Raw genomic sequence first — 15,729 nt, forward strand, 5'->3', positions numbered from 1 at the left:
TATGCATAAAGTAACTCATGAGACCACGAATAGTACATTCTGGGTTGATTTAGAGCTGGGTTATAAAGCCAAGGTGATTTATCAGCTTAAGGGTAATGTCATGCACATTACATCAACGGTTGTTCCTGAAGCACTGCGAGGTAAGGGGTACGGAAAAGTGATGATGGAAGCGGTGTTGCCAGAAATTGAGTCACTCGGTTATCAAATCAAACCAGTTTGCCCATATGTTATTCACTATATGGAGAAGAACCAAACGTGGTCACATCTGATCGCATGATGAGTAACAACCACCAATGCTACCAAAATATTGGCCAGGAACTCAATCTCGGTAATTACCGCTCTGTAGAAGTCATACAATCGCTATGGGGAGGCTATGGGGAGTTAGTCCGAGTTACTTATTCTACTCGTTCGGTGATCATTAAGCATGTAAAACTCCCTAAGCCTTCAGAGCATCCTAGAGGCTGGAATACGGACCGTTCTCATCAAAGAAAGTTGCACTCTTATCAGGTGGAAGTGAATTGGTATGAGTATTTTTCCGGAGGGGTGGATACTCGCTGCCGAGTACCACAAGGTCTAAAAACGTTCCAATCGGAGAATGAATGGCTCATTGTGATGGAAGATCTCGCCGAGGTGGGCTTTCCAAAAGTCATCACAGATGCACAGCTAAAGCATCTACAAGCCTGCCTCACTTGGTTGGCGAACTTTCATGCGCGATACATCAATGTTCGTTCTGATAAGTTGTGGCATATCGGTACATACTGGCACTTAGCAACCAGACCCGACGAGCTTGAAGCATTGCAAGACACTGAGCTACAAAATGCGGCTCAATTGATTGATCAAACGCTTTCGCAAGCTAAGTTTAAAACACTAGTACACGGTGATGCCAAATTGGCGAACTTCTGTTTTGATGAAGAAGAATCAAACGTTGCTGCGGTTGACTTTCAATACGTTGGATGTGGGTGTGCCATGAAAGATGTGGCACTGTTTATGAGTAGTGCCGTTAAGCCAGAACGTTGTGCAGAGATGGAAGTTTGGGTTTTGGATACGTATTTTGCTCAGTTGCAACACGCGCTAATTGTCTATCAACCGAATCTTGACCCTAATGAAGTCGAGCGTGAGTGGCGTCCTTTGTTTGCTGTGGCTTGGGCAGACTTTCAGCGATTTGTGAAAGGTTGGAGTCCCGACCACTGGAAGATCAATCCCTACACAGAAGCATTGACTCGCAGAGCGTTGGCTTACTTACGAAAGTGAGTCGAAGTTTAAAAAGAAAAGCCTCCAATTAGTAGGAGGCTTTGTTTTATCTTTGGCCTGGTCTGATGCGCGCCATGTAATAGGTATTGATGAATTCACCATCACGGAAGGAACCGTCAATCGCTTCACCTTCAATTTGAAATCCATGCTTTTTATAAAGCCCAATGGCGGCGTCGTTATCGGCATTGACCTCTATCTGAATTCTTCTCACATTTAACCAGTTATCTGCTAGTTCAGTGACTGTTTCTATCAATTTGCTACCAATACCGAGTCCATGGAAACTATCATGTACTCCGATGCCAAACGATGCCGTGTGCATCGTTCTTGGACGTAGAGAGTGGTGAAAGCCAATATTTCCGACGACTTTACCATCAATTTCAGCGACATAGCTATAAACACCATCAGGTATGTTTGACAACCTTTCCACCCACATCGCGAGCGAAGGCTTTGGGAGTTGCAGGGTTTCACGTTGTGCTTTTGGTTGTGAATAGATTTCTACGAGTGCCGCTGCGTCTTCGACGGTCGTTGGACGTACGATAATTTCCATGCCTCTCTCCTTCGCTTTTTAGTTTTAATTTTTAATCTAACCACAGTTTTCTTATTTGGATAATGTTTTTTTATGTTTAATGGATAAATGCCTTTTAAATTAGCTTGTTATGATGTCATTTTTTGAATTTTTAGTAGTGATTTATCATCGAATTGAGCGAGTAGATTGAAAAGGTGTTGAATTATTGTACTGAGAATGGCGCGTACTGCAGAGTATCGTGGTGAATTTCATGTCGCAGTAAATAAACGCATTTAGTCAAACTGTGACGACGGCACTGTGCGTCAGTTGACTTGAATCAATAGAGGATGGGGTTACCTCCTATGAGGTATAGGGAAACGACACGTTTAGGGCTATTTATGCTTAACTTGATAAGGGAGTTTTGTTGAGGAAATAGCATGAAATCCTCTCAGTCTAAAATATCGCAAAGTCGGCGCCGATTTTTGCGTGATACAGCTCGAACTGCGGCTGGTGTTGGCGCAGCTGCGTGTGTATTGGGCCTACAATCGCTACAAAGCCAAGCTCGAGAAACCAAAGGTGTGCCTATTCGTCCGCCTGGTGCACTGCCGGAAGGCGATTTCGAATCAGCTTGTATTCGATGTGGCTTGTGTGTTCAGGCATGTCCTTACGATACCCTGAAACTTGCGACATTACTTTCACCCGTCGCGACTGGCTCACCTTACTTTACTGCACGCGATATTCCCTGCGAAATGTGCGAAGACATTCCTTGTGTTGTCGCTTGTCCGAGTGGGGCGCTGGATCCGAAACTAACCGATATTGATGATGCTCGAATGGGTACAGCGGTTCTTATTGACCATGAAACTTGCCTTAACTGGCAAGGGTTACGATGCGACGTTTGTTATCGCGTTTGTCCGCTGATTGATGAAGCCATCACGTTAGAGATGGTTCACAACGATCGAACTGGCTATCACGCCAAACTTATCCCTACAGTGAATTCCGAAGTGTGTACCGGATGTGGTAAGTGTGAACAAGCGTGCGTGTTGGATGTCGCTGCTATTAAAGTCGTCCCGACGGATTTGGCGAAAGGCAAAGTGGGCAGCCACTACAATTTTGGTTGGAAAGAGCTCGACAAACCACTCGAAAATATCCTCCCTAGTGAGACGCCTGTGCCGGAAGGTGCGCTTGAATCGCTAAAAGGAGGTAAGTAATGGCAAAGAATTTAGCTCAAAATGCTGGCAAAGAAGCGCTTGAAAAGCTTGGTTGGTGGCGCGCGCATCGGTTTTTGATTTTACGTCGGCTATGTCAGTTCACCATCATTGCGCTATTTATGGCTGGGCCGACGCTGGGAATTCTAACTGGTAATCTGTCATCAAGTATGTTGCTCGATACCGTGCCGTTAAGTGACCCGTTAATCGTGCTTCAAGCTTTGGCGACAGGGCATGTTCCGGAGTTTAATGCGTTGTTAGGCGTAGTGATTGTCGTGGTGTTTTACGCGATTTTGGCGCCGCGCGCATTTTGTGCTTGGGTGTGCCCGTTGAACATCGTGACAGACTTGGCGGCGTGGTTGCGTCGAAAGTTCAACATTAAAGCGAGCTATCGTTGGTCTCCCATGATTCGTTATTGGCTGATCCCTGTTTTGATATTGGGCAGTGCGCTATCTGGCGCGATTCTTTGGACATGGTTAGATCCAGTTGCGGCACTGCATCGCGGGTTGGTGTTTGGTATGGGCGCAGGTTGGGTGCTAATCGCCCTAGTGTTTGTGTTGGATTTACTCTTGGTTGAGCATGGGTGGTGTGGGCACTTATGTCCACTGGGGGCTACCTATGGCGTGATAGGCCGAAAAAGCCTGTTGCGCGTTACTGCTGTTCGGCGCGAAGATTGCACCAAATGCATGGATTGCTTTTACGTTTGCCCAGAACCAGAAGTGCTTCGGCAGCCTTTGAAAGAGGGAGATCGTCGAGTTATGGATCAAAACTGCATTAGCTGTGGCCGTTGTTTGGATGTGTGTCCAGAACATGTGTTTGAATTTAAAAATCGCCTATCAGTAAAAGTCATTGATTAAGCCACTGAGCACATTTACTCATGCTTTAGTTCTCTTGATACTTGAACATCGCGCTTAGCCAAGGAATTGAGTGCGATGTTTATCTTCATAACAATATTCCTCAGCCATATCAGCTTGCTCTGGGTTGAAAATAATAATGATATTGCGAATTTGTTACATTTAAAGCTATGATGATGCCTTCATATTTAAAGGAAACATCATGACTACCTCATCGCACGGCTGGAGAACGCCGCAAAATTTCCTCCTGTTAATTTCCATTATCGTGCCCATTGCTTTTTCTACCTGGATGGCGTTGTTGAACAACTTTGTTATAGAGAAAGCAAACTTTGATGGTGCCGACATAGGCCTATTGCAAAGTGTGCGCGAAATTCCGGGTTTTTTGGCCTTTACCGCCGTGTTTGTATTGCTGTTTATCCGAGAGCAACGCTTTATGCTCGTCTCTTTGGCGATGCTTACGCTTGGTACGGCATTAACAGGTTATTTTCCCACTTTGTACGGTCTACTTTTTACAACCTTGTTAATGTCCACCGGCTTCCATTACTTTGAAACACTCAAGCAGTCTTTGTCTTTACAATGGCTATCTAAAGAAGAAGCGCCAGAAATGCTGGGTAAGTTTATTTCTGTTGGAGCTTTGGCTTCTCTGTTTACCTACGGCGCCATTTGGGTTTCGCTCGAACAGCTCAAACTTGATTTTAAAACGGTCTATTTAATGGCTGGTGGTTTAGGTTTTGTGCTCATTTTGGTGATGGCATTTGCCTTCCCACAATTTAAGACAAAAGTGCCTCAGAACAAGAAGCTCATCCTGCGTAAACGTTACTGGTTATACTATGCGCTTACGTTTATGAGTGGAGCACGCCGTCAAATTTTTACGGTGTTCGCTGGTTTCTTGATGGTAGAAAAGTTTGGTTACTCCGCCGCAGATATTACGTTGCTGTTCCTGATTAACTATGTCTTTAACTTCTTGTTTGCGAAGCGAATAGGCCGTTTTATCGGCGTTGTTGGTGAGCGCAAAGCGTTGATGTTTGAATACGTCGGTTTGATCTTCGTGTTCGTCGGGTACGGTTTGGTGCAAACGGCAGAGTGGGCGGCAGCATTGTATGTTGTCGATCATTTATTTTTCGCGTTAGCGCTTGCGATTAAAACCTACTTCCAGAAAATTGCCGATCCTGCCGATATGGCGTCGACCGCAGGCGTTGCGTTTACGATTAACCATATTGCTGCAGTTGTAATACCTGTTACGTTTGGTGTCATCTGGCTTGTTTCACCTGCGAGCGTATTTTACATCGGCGCTGGTATGGCAGCAGTGAGCTTGCTGTTGTCACTCAATATTCCAGCGAAGCCGGAAGAAGGCAACGAAACTCGCTTGTTGAAGTGGAGTTAAGTTGGTACTCACTATCTAATCATTAAAGCGAATACCTGTAATTAGACTCGCTAAAAAGGGTGCTTATGCGCCCTTTTCTTTTTATTGCAAATAGATAATCCCTCCAATGGTTGTCAATGCATGCTACGTCCGTTAGGGTTTAGAACTAAGTATTTCGAAATAACTTGGGCATAACTGACGCGAAACAATAAGAGGGGAGCTATACAGTGCAGATACATGGCAGAGAGTTGGATTTAGATCTAGGAAGCCGTCACATCGTTATTCAGCGCCGCTATGAGGCGTTAGGTGCTGCAAACGACCTACTCATTGCTATTTGGTTTTTAATTGGTAGCTTTTTCTTTTTGAATGATTCGTTGATTGAAAGTGGTACTTGGCTTTTCATTGTAGGCAGTGCGCAGTTGATCATTAAGCCCCTGATAAAACTGATGAGTTTAGTTCATGTTGGTCGTTTGAATAAGCAACTTTCTGGCACATCAGTGAGCCGCTGAAATCACCGCTTCTTTTGAATACTTGCGAGCAAGAAGCCAGCAGGCGAGTTATCGAGGGGAAAGCGGGAAGATAACGTGTTCGCAATACTAAGCACGTTATCTTCTGTTTGAAGCTTAAGAATTTAGAACGGATACCAGAACAGTTGTGTGTCGATAACACGCTTGCTGATCGCCGCAATCACTATCACTACAATCCCCGCCATGCAGATCATATCGGCTTTGGTCAGGGGTTTTAAGCTGTACCAAGTGCGAGAGGAGTGGCGGCCAAAACCACGTAGCGTCATCGCGTTTGAGATTTGATCGGCTCTGTCTAAACTAGAGAAAATCAGAGGTCCAAGAATCTTCGCGACGTTCTTCATACGAGTGAACAACGGAGCCTTCTTGCTCAGTTCTACTCCGCGTGCTTGTTGCGCGTGCATGATGTTAACAAAGTCCTTTTTCACTTCCGGCAAGTAGCGCAGCGTTAAGCTTACGGCATAGGCGATTTTGTAAGGTACACCCAAGCGGTTCAAGCTGGCTGAAAACTCCGTCGGGTGAGTGGTAAATACAAACACCAACGCGATTGGAAACATGCTGAAGTATTTCATCGTCACTGTTACTAGGTAAAAAAACGTCTCTTGAGTGAGCGAGTAATTACCGGGTAACGAGAGTAAAACCGTTGATGAGCCCATGAATTCAGTACCTTGTTGCGGTGCTAACGCGAACATAAACAGGGCATTGATCAGTAATACCGTGCCTGTACCGAATAACAGCGGTTTGTAGACATGAAAGGGCACTTTGGTCATTTTCAGTAAGCCTAAACCAAGCACGATCAACAGCGCGATGATTCGCAAGTCAAATGTGGTCAACACCACCGTTACCCAAGCAATGAAAAGCAAGAACTTAGTAATGCCATTCAACTTATGAAGTGGTGATTGGGTATCGATGTAGTTGATACCAAACTTCATCTTATTGTCTTTCATGCCACCGCTTTCTCTAGTTGGTTTACGTCGTCGCTTTTTTGTTGGCGGTGCGCTTTTTCTACATTGATAAAGTGCTGCATAAAGCCATTGGTGTCCTCGATACCAATTTTTGTAGCCAACTCAAACAGACTTGTTGTGGTGAGGTTTGCTTGGTCTAGTAGCTCTGGACTGCTGAATACCTGCGTCATTGGTGCATCCGCGACTAATTTACTGTCTGCAATCACGATAGAGCGCGTGGTGTATTCCAGCACTAAATGCATGTCATGAGAGATGATCATCACGGTTACGCCCAACTCGCGATTGAGCTTTTCGATGAAACTCAGCATAGACGTGTAGTTTCGATAGTCCTGACCTGCCGTCGGTTCATCAAGGATCAGAAGCTCTGGTTCCAATACCAAAATTGACGCAATGGTTACGCGCTTTTTCTGGCCGTAGCTCAATGCTTCGATTGGCCAGTGACGGTATTTGCTCAAACAGCACAGCTCAAGGACTTCAAGTACTTTAGCTTCGATTTGTTTCTCTTCAACGCCACGATTACGGAGGCCGAAGGCCACTTCGTCGAAAATCATGTGATGGGAAATCATGTGATTCGGGTTTTGCATCACCACGCCCACTTTCTGGCTGCGCTCGAAGATGGTCAGTTCGTTAAGATCTTGACCATTCATACTCATTGAGCCGCTATCCGCTTCAATAACGCCCATAATCAGTTTGGTGATGGTCGATTTACCCGAGCCATTTTTGCCAAGTACAGAGACAAACTCGCCACGCTTGATGTCAAAACTCACGTCTTCTAAAGCGTTTTTCTCACCGTCGTAAGAATAGGTGAGGCCACGGACTTCAAGCAAAGTCTCGGCTGGCGTTTTAGGTGGTTGTGCTGTTGAACCATCAAACCATGCTTGTACTGCCGGTTTATATTGCTCCAACGGCAAGGTAGTTAAGCTAGAAGGTTTTGCATCGCCCTCAATCGCGCAGCCTGCTTCTTTCAGTGCTGAAATGTAAAGCGGTTCACGGATGCCGTAATCTTCTAGCAGAGGCGACGCTAAAATTTCATCTGGCGTTGTATCGGCAATGATTTTGCCGCTTTCCATCAAGATAATACGGTCAACTGAGCAATGCAGAACGTCTTCAAGACGATGCTCAATGATTACGATGGTTTTGCCCGTTTCGCGGTGTAGATCATCGATGATCTCGATGGTTTTTTTTCCCGTTTTAGGGTCAAGCGCAGCTAGTGGTTCATCAAACAAAAGGATATCGACATCATCGACGAGAATGCCCGCCAAAGAAACACGCTGTTTCTGCCCGCCAGATAAATCGTGGGGTGAGCGTTCTAGCATCTGTTCCAAGTCGACCATTTTGGCCGTGGCTTTGACCAATGGGTACATGTCGATATTTGAAGTTAGCTGGTTCTCCAGCGCAAATGCAATGTCTTCGCCAATGCTCAAACCGACAAATTGGCTGTCCGTATCTTGCAGTACGGTGCCAACTTGCTCAGTGTATTGGTGCATGTCGAAAGGGGCGGTGTCTTGACCATTGATGGTCAATGTTCCACTGGTTTCCCCTTTGATTGCGTGTGGGATCAGTCCGTTAAGACATTGCCCAAGGGTAGATTTACCACTACCACTTGGACCGATAATGACGATTTTCTCTCCTTTCTCTATCCTTAGATTGATATTTTTTAGCGTCGGTTTGTCCAGCGACTCATATCTAAAAGAGAAGTTAGAAAATTCGATTGTCATTCGACATTAAGCCTCTGTTAAGTTACGGCTTTGCTTGTTACGTTTAGCGACAGATTTAAGAATGAAGAAGCCAACAATAGCAATAAGAATGGTGTTACCGATCGCGATAATAGAAAGCTGGGTAAACACTTTAGTGAACGGTTCTGCGTATAAAATCGTGTCGAGGAATGCAGAGCAACCGTAACCAAATACGTTGCCTAATAGCGCAAGTACTACGAATAACGCGAAGTCTTTCATATTGAAATCACCTTTCTCCAAACGGTAGCGCGTTAGAGAAGGGAATAGACCGATAATCAAACCAACAATACCTGAACCAAGTACCCAAGTGAGCCATACGCCCCAACCTGCAAATAGGTCAGTAACCCAGTGACCAATAAAACCAACCAAGAAGCCAACAAGTGGTCCAAATAGTACTGAGAACAATGCTAATACTGCCATTGCTGGTTTTAGCGTTGTGTTTGCAAACACAGGGATGCCAAACATAGGTAAGCCGCCGATACCGTAAAGAGCAGCACCGATTGCAATAACCACAACAGTTTTAGCGGAAAGATTCATAGATAACCTCAGTTCAATAGTCGATTTTAAAGAACGTTTAATTGTTTTGTCGGAAAGCGTTAGTTATTTGATTGTGTAACATATATTCAAAACAACCAAGCTGCTTATTGTTTGCTCTATTTTTCTTCAGGAAATGTGTGATTTGATTCACGCATCCCTTTGACTGGCTTTGGTTTTAGCAAGCATTAAAAATAAGGCGCGCATTATACAGAATATTAATAAAAGTGGGAATGCTATCTATCTGGATGGCTAGAATGAATCAGGGGCTGATCGTCAGCCCCTGATTACACTGTTTGATGTTATTTTTACCGATAAATGAATGCGCTATATGTTCATTAATGGTCGAGGTATAAATAGTTCTGCCAGCTCTTCATACGAATAAGAACTTTGCGCATCACTGATACGTGAGTAAAGCTGTCTGAATAAACTGCAACTTCAACCGCAGTACCCATTGGTAGGTGGTATCCACTCAAGTCGTCGGTAATTTTCAGCTTCGCAAAAACACGTCCGCTCGTGCGCAAGGCATCAGTCCCAAGCAGAGCGCCTCGCGCTTGAATTTGGCTTTCACCAATGGCTGGAATCACGTCAATGACTTCGCCACGGAACACTTTGCCCGGAATTGCGCGGAACATAAATTCTGCTTCAAAGCCTGGCTTCAAGCGTTGTAATGAGTTCTGTCTGAATGCCGCGGTGTACGTAATGTCTTCGGTATGTACGAAGGTCATTGCCGGGGCAAGTGGCAACGGCACAGCCATAACACCAGGACGCAAAGCCAATTGCGTAACGTAACCATCGGTTGGCGCACGAACGACGGTTTGCTCTAGGTTAAACTCTGCTTTACGCAGCTCGGCAAGAAGTTGCGCGACTTGGGTATTTTCGCCTCCGATTTCAGAGTCCAGAGCGATTTGCGCTTGTTCTTGTTGCAAAATCGCAACGTCTAACATGGCTTCTGCCGCTTTATACGCTTGGCGTCGAGTATCCAAATCTTGTTCAGTAAACGCGCCACGATCAAAGCCCCTTTGATATCGGCTGAATTCCCTTTGTGCTTTATCTCTGTCCGCTTGCGCTTTCAATACAGCAGCTTCTGCCTCTCTTAGATCCGACTCTAAGCCCAACGCACCTTGGCTTGCTTCTTTGACTTTCGCTTCCAGGCGAGCAACTTCTGCTTCAAAAGGCACAGGATCGATTTTGAAAAGAATATCGCCCGTTTTGAGCGGTTGGTTGGCCTGGACTGGCACTTCCACCACGCGGCCACGCACGCCAGAGACGATAGGCGTAGTCGGGAACACTTGGTTACCCAATTGAGTAAATGGGTGGTTGTAGTTCATAAGCAGCACGAGTGTGCCCACTAACACTACGCCGCCAAGTACGGCGGTTGGAACGGTCCATTTGTTTAGAGGAATATTGAAAATTTTAAAAATGGCAATACAAAGAGCTGCGTAAGTCAGAATCAGCAATAAGTCCATTATTCGTCCTCTTTACTTTGTTCAGGCAAAGGCTTTTGCTGAATCTTTTGTTGTTTCAACATCGATACTTCGTTTTTGAGTTCGTTGACTTCATCGATGAGTTCTTCAAGGCGGTGATGAATGTCGTGTGTTTCTTGTTCTAGTTGTTTAAAACCCCAGCCGCGTTCCTTGCGCCATAATGTTGCCCAGATCCATAAAAATGGCCACAGCGCATGCAAAGTGAAAAGGCTGACCCAGCCAGCGTAGTGAATTGCGTCTTGGTGCGGGTGCTCTCTCTCTTTGGCGATTTCATATGGAATATCATGAATGACAATGATTCCGTAAAAGATCACTAAAGCAACGAAGATGAGTAACCCAAGTGCAAAATAGTCTAGAAACATCTTACCTACCTGTGCTTATTGCGAAATGGAAAATCTACGTAAATTAACAATTTAAGTATTTGTCTTAACTACAGATGAATCAAGCGGTTTTTATGTAGGAATTATGTTTATGCGATGTAAGTATCCACTGATGTTTATTGGCAGTTAAGGTGTTGCTGAGTACTTATTTAAACAAACAGTGAAGTGATAGAGGAAGGATAAGTAAAAAGTATAACAAAGCCCCAGATGTCAACCGGGGCATGGTTTAAAGTTCGGTACAGACTTGGTTTCTGCCGTTGGCTTTGGCGCGATAAAGAGCTTTGTCTGCACGATAAAAAGTTCGCTGAGTATTCTCGCCTTCTCGATGCAAGGTAATCCCTATGGATACGGTCAGCCCCCGTTCACCAAGAATATCGTCCCAACCATATTGATAAATCCGTTCACGATAATTCTCGGCATGCATTTCTGCGCGTTCCAGTTGGGTATTCTCAAGGATCACGAGGAACTCTTCACCACCAAATCGTACGCACGATGCGCCTTTAAATCTGAAGTAGGACGCCAGTTCCTGTGACACACTTTTGATCGCTTTGTCGCCCACCAAGTGGCTTAGTTCGTCATTGATGGATTTGAAGTGATCGATATCGATGACCATCAATGCAAATGCAGTATCGTGCAGAAGTAGATCTTTTAGTTTAACTTCTAACCAGCGTCGGTTGTGTAAAGACGTAAGTGGATCGGTAAAGACGTCCTGCTGTAGCTGAGCAACAGTATTTTTATGCTGCTTGGTGGTTTCTTTTAGTTCTTTGTTTTCTAGCTCTGACAAAATGAGTTTGAGTTGTAACTCAAAGCGTGAAAGTCGGCGTAGTTGAGCAGACCCTAACTCACCGATCGGAATATGTTTTACAAGATCAGATTCGATTCTATGCGCTTTTTTTTCACAATTTAATGCTTCTTGATACAACCCTTGAGAGGCGTAAACTTGACTCATCGCGTTATAAAAATGCTGAGTAACGATAGGAGATAGCTGCTTTTGAATCCTTTTACTGATGGAGTCCAACGTTAAATTAGCTAAAGAAGTGTGCCCTACACCGTTTAGACAATACGCAGTCTCAATTTTGACCATCGTGGATAACCAGTATGTAGTGGCACTACCCGTTGTATACTGAACATTCGAAATAGCCAGCAACGCATTGGGGTAGTCTTCTTGCAGACGATGTAATTTGGCTCGGTAGAGGTGAATTTGTGCGGCGAGGTTTTTATCACTGACGAGAATGCTCAGTTCTTCACATTCACTCAATAGCTCTTTGGCGTCTGCGGTACGGTTCAAGCTGATATAGCAGGCAAGCATGTACAGCTTGTAACGAAGGCGTAGGGATCGACTGCCAATAGCGTGATCGATAGCATCTATTTTTTGATAATAACGTAATGCACGTTGGTGATCCCCATAGGCATCGCACAAATTACCCATTCCAATAATGGCCAATACGTACTCATCAATATAGCCGTACTCGACGGCGATATTGGTTGAAGCAACATACTCGGTTAATGCCGCATTGTAGTCACCTACTTCAACTAAACGCTCACTCAAGCTTGCTTTCACAGAAAGAATATCTTCTACATCCTCTGGTAAAACAAGCAACTCAAGCGCTTGTTTCAATTCACTAATGCTGTCGTTGAGCTGTTTGATCTCTCTTCGATACTCGGCGCTAATGATATAGCAATGCGCTTTCTCACGGTTTGTTGACGCAATATGTAACCCTATGTGTTCCCATAGCGTAATCGCTTCTTCACCTGAAACGGAAGAAGGATCGATACCTGCGTCAGTCACCTTGCTAAGCAGTTGTTCCATTCTTCATTACCTCAATATAACTTTCTTCGAGCTGTTCTAACGTGAATGGGAAGGTCAGGATATCTTGCAAATACAGTATCGGTTTAGGGCCTTTGATTCCGCGTCGCTTCCATGGATAGATGTCTAACATCGCTTGGACAGTGCGGTAGACCTCTTCTGCTGCTTGACCTTTTTCTGCAATTAACATTGCTAGCCTGTTACTGGAAATTCTCGAGATGAGGTCGCTGGAGGTTGTCAATGCATGAACGAGCTCGGTACAAACATCGAGAACTTCGGGGTTTGAATGCTGAATCATAATGATGGCGTGGTTAGAGCGTTTGAGCTCCGTTTTAAACAAAACTAACTGTTCCCACCAGTAGGTCTCAGAAACAACATTAGAGAACTGTTTTTCAGGGTCGTATTCGTGTTGAGAGCGAATATGATTGATCAGCTTACGTGCTCGCTGCTCTAGTTGGCGTTTAGAGCCTCTTGCTTTATCCATGCTGATTCGATGAGTTTGTTCTTTGAGCATTTTGAGTGCGTGCTTACGGTATTTCTTGAACGCGTTAAACGCAGACTCAAAGTCACCTTGTTCTTCAGCGACTCGTGATTGTTGGAAGCAAATTTGGCTGAGTAGCTCACCGTGGTCGAAACTGAGTGCAGACTCTTCTGCTGCAAGTAGCAACTTGGCAGCGCTGTCTGTATTTTGGCGCAAAAGCTCAAGTCTTGCTCGGCTAATAAAAGAGTGTGCTTTCATCCAAACGAGGTCATGCTCAATGGCGAGCTGGTGGGCTTTTTGGGTGGCTTCTTCGGCCGCATCAAGGCGTTCTAGTCCAAGCAGTGCTAACCCTTTAAAGTCCCAGATCTCGGCTTGCCACGTACTGTCATCATGATCTTTTAATACTTCGGTTGCTCCATCCAGTACCGTAAGCATCTCGACAAACTTATTTAGTAAGTAATAGTCCCAAGCTAATAGGATGCGCGCTTTGCCTTCTAACCAAGCAATACGAACATTGTTTGCCACTTTAACGGCTAACTCATGAGTTGAAGCGGCAAGTTGGTGTTCATTAGTGATGCGCCATACATTACCAAGCCCAATTAGAGATTCGATTTGAATTTCAACATCATCAACAAGAGCAGATTGTTCGAGCGCATTAATCCAATATTGTTGCGCGGAATAATACTTTGCTTGGCCCCAATATTGGAGTGCAAAAAGATGGAGAATTTCCGGGAGATGATCGTCGGTTTCAAGCTGTGTTTGTTTGCTGTAAGCGTCTTTGACGAGTTTTAAGCCTTGTCGGTAATCCATTAGGCACCAACAGCATTGCGCCATGATGAGTAAGGCTTTGATCTCTCCGTCCACAAATAAAATTTGTTCCGCGCGGATACGATATTGCTGCGCAATATTAAAGGTATGTTTAGGGGCCGATTTTATTTGGCCTTTAAGCTTAGTGAGATCATCTTCTAGCTGAATTTGGTTTTTATCCAACGTTCACATCCATGACTATCGAACTGGAAATCACACCTAATATTAAGTGGTTAGATGCATGTTTCTTTACCAAAGCGATGCGGATAACGTTTTGGTAAACGATCAGGGGCCGTAATGTATACCGTTACAACCCCTAATTACTACATCTAAATTACCAATAGAATAGCTACGATAGGAGCTGTTTGATTGTCAAAGGTGCATCAGAGACTTCTAACCTTTGTGCAGCGGTAAGACCTTGTTTATCCTGATAGCACAAATTATGCCAAGCTCTGAATATATCTAAAAGAGGTAAAATACCAGCAGGTCGTAATTTGCGACGTGGCTCGTTAATGAAGCTTTCGAAAAGAATCTGAAAGCGGTTTTGATAAAACTTCACATGACGAGTTGTCGCAACGTTAAACCATTTTTCAGGCTCATTTTGATCGCCAGCGAGGTAGCAAATGCCTTTGTGGTTTTCGTTTTGACTAGAGATTGCCCAACGATCGCGCCACCAACTCATATAGGCGATATCGACTTTGCCAAAGGGAGTGCTCATGTCCCAACTAGCGTCCTCTTCTACGTACATCAAGTCGACACTTTTCTCTTTAATGCGAGGTAAACAAACGCTCAGTGCAGCCGAACGTAGTAGGGGATCTTGAGGCATGTATAGAGATACACGTTTGTTTGGGCAGCACATATCAAGTACGTGCAAATAGTGTGCATACGAGGTGTATGGCGGACGGACTAATGCCCCTTTTGAAGGGTAATGAAATACAGATAGATTACCAAGAGGATCTTCTACGTTACCGCGAGCCAAAATTGTTTGGTATTTTTGGTCAATTCGCTCTCTGAGTTGATGAGAAGGTTCCGCAAGCGGCTCACTTGCTTCCGCTACGTACTCCTGGGAAACAAAACGAGACACCTCATCGTAAGGATTATGATCGAGCGTTGCGATTGGCTCTTCGTCAGCGGAATAATTGACGTGCTGGCAAAGAATATAGCCAGAGTGCGCTTCGCCAGAAACAATCCAATATACACCGTTATTGCTGTTCGGTTGCAATGCAATATAGTTTGAGGCCAATTCATAATGCGTCGCGTGGTTTACCCAGCGCGCATCAATGGTTGCAAGCTTGCGGCGGCAGCGGCTAGCTATATGGTCAACATGGTCGTAAAAGGTTTTTGGGTTAATACTAAGCTTACGGCAGATTTCTCGTACGGAATATCCCGTAAACAATAAACCCATCAAGTTCTCTTGAAATTGAAGCTTCTTGTTGGCACCAGACCACTTGTCGACAAAGGTACTTTGACACACTTTACAGCGGTAACGTTGGCGATCGCCACTGTAACCGAAAGCGTGATAGAGGTGTTTGTGAGTGTGGACAGAGAGTCCAAAGTTGTCGCAATCATCATTACGGCAAGCAGGCAACCCGTCACTGTGGACGTGCCGCAGGCGATGAAGTTCGTTCACGACATCGCGATTATTAAGTAAGGGGGGGAAAGCTCCACATTCACGGCATACCATCGCCGGACGCTTAGGGTTCGCATGTTGCAGAACGTAACGCTTTGCATCACTCAATCCAAAGTTGTCACACGCCAATGTTTTACAAAAGTTGAGTTGTAACCCATCTGCGTCTTTTGGCAGTTCGCCGTTAGACACAATCGCCCCCT

15 protein-coding genes are annotated in these 15,729 nt (G+C 44.8%); 6 read left to right on the forward strand and 9 right to left on the reverse strand.

The features are described from left to right. The first annotated feature begins 1 nt into the window (after position 1). Both R7Z41_RS08925 and R7Z41_RS08930 read left to right on the forward strand, forming a co-directional pair. The gene (locus tag R7Z41_RS08925) at positions 2–277 is read left to right on the forward strand and encodes a GNAT family N-acetyltransferase (RefSeq protein WP_206970613.1); all 276 of its coding nucleotides are present in this window, start codon (positions 2–4) and stop codon (positions 275–277) included. Beyond that, on the forward strand, positions 274–1,251 hold the full coding sequence (locus R7Z41_RS08930; RefSeq protein WP_206970624.1) for a phosphotransferase: 978 nt from the start codon (positions 274–276) through the stop codon (positions 1,249–1,251). The genes R7Z41_RS08925 and R7Z41_RS08930 overlap by 4 nt, the downstream gene beginning before the upstream one ends. A 46-nt stretch (positions 1,252–1,297) precedes the next feature. Here the strand turns inward: R7Z41_RS08930 and R7Z41_RS08935 are convergent, their stop codons facing one another. Continuing rightward, positions 1,298–1,798, reverse strand: a complete 501-nt coding sequence (locus tag R7Z41_RS08935) for a GNAT family N-acetyltransferase (RefSeq protein WP_017820512.1) — start codon at positions 1,796–1,798, stop codon at positions 1,298–1,300. A 395-nt stretch (positions 1,799–2,193) separates the two neighbouring features. Here R7Z41_RS08935 and napG point away from each other — a divergent pair, with 395 nt between their 5' ends. The 4 genes from napG (at position 2,194) to R7Z41_RS08955 (ending at position 5,687) form a co-directional block, all read left to right on the forward strand. Beyond that, the gene (gene napG, locus R7Z41_RS08940) at positions 2,194–2,964 is read left to right on the forward strand and encodes a ferredoxin-type protein NapG (RefSeq protein ID WP_064376387.1); all 771 of its coding nucleotides are present in this window, start codon (positions 2,194–2,196) and stop codon (positions 2,962–2,964) included. After that, complete coding sequence (gene napH, locus R7Z41_RS08945; protein ID WP_225477339.1) at positions 2,964–3,818, forward strand: quinol dehydrogenase ferredoxin subunit NapH; 855 nt, start codon at positions 2,964–2,966, stop codon at positions 3,816–3,818. The genes napG and napH overlap by 1 nt, the downstream gene beginning before the upstream one ends. Before the next feature lie 199 nt (positions 3,819–4,017). Then, positions 4,018–5,199 (forward strand): MFS transporter, encoded by a 1,182-nt coding sequence (locus tag R7Z41_RS08950; protein WP_005375129.1) that lies wholly within the window; start codon positions 4,018–4,020, stop codon positions 5,197–5,199. Positions 5,200–5,405: 206 nt separating this feature from the next. Continuing rightward, positions 5,406–5,687, forward strand: a complete 282-nt coding sequence (locus R7Z41_RS08955; protein ID WP_005375130.1) for a YrhK family protein — start codon at positions 5,406–5,408, stop codon at positions 5,685–5,687. A gap of 122 nt (positions 5,688–5,809) precedes the next feature. On the opposite strand, the gene R7Z41_RS08960 is transcribed toward R7Z41_RS08955, so the two are convergent. The 8 genes from R7Z41_RS08960 to R7Z41_RS08995 all read right to left on the reverse strand — a co-directional run bounded on the left by R7Z41_RS08960 (position 5,810) and on the right by R7Z41_RS08995 (position 15,718). Next, positions 5,810–6,649 (reverse strand): energy-coupling factor transporter transmembrane component T family protein, encoded by an 840-nt coding sequence (locus R7Z41_RS08960; protein WP_225477341.1) that lies wholly within the window; start codon positions 6,647–6,649, stop codon positions 5,810–5,812. Next, on the reverse strand, positions 6,646–8,385 hold the full coding sequence (locus R7Z41_RS08965) for an ABC transporter ATP-binding protein (RefSeq protein ID WP_225477343.1): 1,740 nt from the start codon (positions 8,383–8,385) through the stop codon (positions 6,646–6,648). The genes R7Z41_RS08960 and R7Z41_RS08965 overlap by 4 nt, the downstream gene beginning before the upstream one ends. Positions 8,386–8,391: 6 nt before the next feature. After that, positions 8,392–8,940 carry an ECF-type riboflavin transporter substrate-binding protein gene (locus R7Z41_RS08970; protein WP_005375133.1) on the reverse strand — a complete coding sequence of 183 codons (549 nt, stop codon included), beginning with the start codon at positions 8,938–8,940 and terminating at the stop codon, positions 8,392–8,394. A gap of 335 nt (positions 8,941–9,275) precedes the next feature. Beyond that, positions 9,276–10,406, reverse strand: a complete 1,131-nt coding sequence (locus R7Z41_RS08975; protein WP_005375134.1) for an HlyD family secretion protein — start codon at positions 10,404–10,406, stop codon at positions 9,276–9,278. Next, complete coding sequence (locus R7Z41_RS08980; protein WP_005375135.1) at positions 10,406–10,786, reverse strand: DUF3302 domain-containing protein; 381 nt, start codon at positions 10,784–10,786, stop codon at positions 10,406–10,408. Before R7Z41_RS08980 ends, R7Z41_RS08975 begins: the two co-directional genes overlap by 1 nt. Before the next feature lie 244 nt (positions 10,787–11,030). Further along, on the reverse strand, positions 11,031–12,614 hold the full coding sequence (locus R7Z41_RS08985; RefSeq protein ID WP_053307917.1) for a GGDEF domain-containing protein: 1,584 nt from the start codon (positions 12,612–12,614) through the stop codon (positions 11,031–11,033). Continuing rightward, positions 12,598–14,082, reverse strand: coding sequence for a hypothetical protein (locus R7Z41_RS08990; protein WP_005375137.1), 1,485 nt, complete (start codon positions 14,080–14,082; stop codon positions 12,598–12,600). Before R7Z41_RS08990 ends, R7Z41_RS08985 begins: the two co-directional genes overlap by 17 nt. 166 nt (positions 14,083–14,248) lie before the next feature. Beyond that, positions 14,249–15,718 carry an IS1 family transposase gene (locus R7Z41_RS08995; protein ID WP_115386793.1) on the reverse strand — a complete coding sequence of 490 codons (1,470 nt, stop codon included), beginning with the start codon at positions 15,716–15,718 and terminating at the stop codon, positions 14,249–14,251. Positions 15,719–15,729 lie beyond the last annotated feature (11 nt).

It is taken from the genome of Vibrio sp. 1457, from assembly GCF_033340195.1.
In the GTDB taxonomy this organism is placed as follows: Bacteria; Pseudomonadota; Gammaproteobacteria; order Enterobacterales; family Vibrionaceae; genus Vibrio; species Vibrio alginolyticus.

Coding starts and splice junctions, on each gene's coding strand:
- R7Z41_RS08965 (WP_225477343.1), bottom strand. CDS start 8,385: ATGACAATCGAATTTTCTAACTTCTCTTTTAGATATGAGTCGCTGGAC.
- R7Z41_RS08975 (WP_005375134.1), bottom strand. CDS start 10,406: ATGGACTTATTGCTGATTCTGACTTACGCAGCTCTTTGTATTGCCATT.
- R7Z41_RS08980 (WP_005375135.1), bottom strand. CDS start 10,786: ATGTTTCTAGACTATTTTGCACTTGGGTTACTCATCTTCGTTGCTTTA.
- R7Z41_RS08985 (WP_053307917.1), bottom strand. CDS start 12,614: ATGGAACAACTGCTTAGCAAGGTGACTGACGCAGGTATCGATCCTTCT.
- R7Z41_RS08925 (WP_206970613.1), top strand. CDS start 2: ATGCATAAAGTAACTCATGAGACCACGAATAGTACATTCTGGGTTGAT.
- napG (WP_064376387.1), top strand. CDS start 2,194: ATGAAATCCTCTCAGTCTAAAATATCGCAAAGTCGGCGCCGATTTTTG.
- R7Z41_RS08930 (WP_206970624.1), top strand. CDS start 274: ATGATGAGTAACAACCACCAATGCTACCAAAATATTGGCCAGGAACTC.
- R7Z41_RS08950 (WP_005375129.1), top strand. CDS start 4,018: ATGACTACCTCATCGCACGGCTGGAGAACGCCGCAAAATTTCCTCCTG.
- napH (WP_225477339.1), top strand. CDS start 2,964: ATGGCAAAGAATTTAGCTCAAAATGCTGGCAAAGAAGCGCTTGAAAAG.
- R7Z41_RS08960 (WP_225477341.1), bottom strand. CDS start 6,649: ATGAAAGACAATAAGATGAAGTTTGGTATCAACTACATCGATACCCAA.
- R7Z41_RS08970 (WP_005375133.1), bottom strand. CDS start 8,940: ATGAATCTTTCCGCTAAAACTGTTGTGGTTATTGCAATCGGTGCTGCT.
- R7Z41_RS08935 (WP_017820512.1), bottom strand. CDS start 1,798: ATGGAAATTATCGTACGTCCAACGACCGTCGAAGACGCAGCGGCACTC.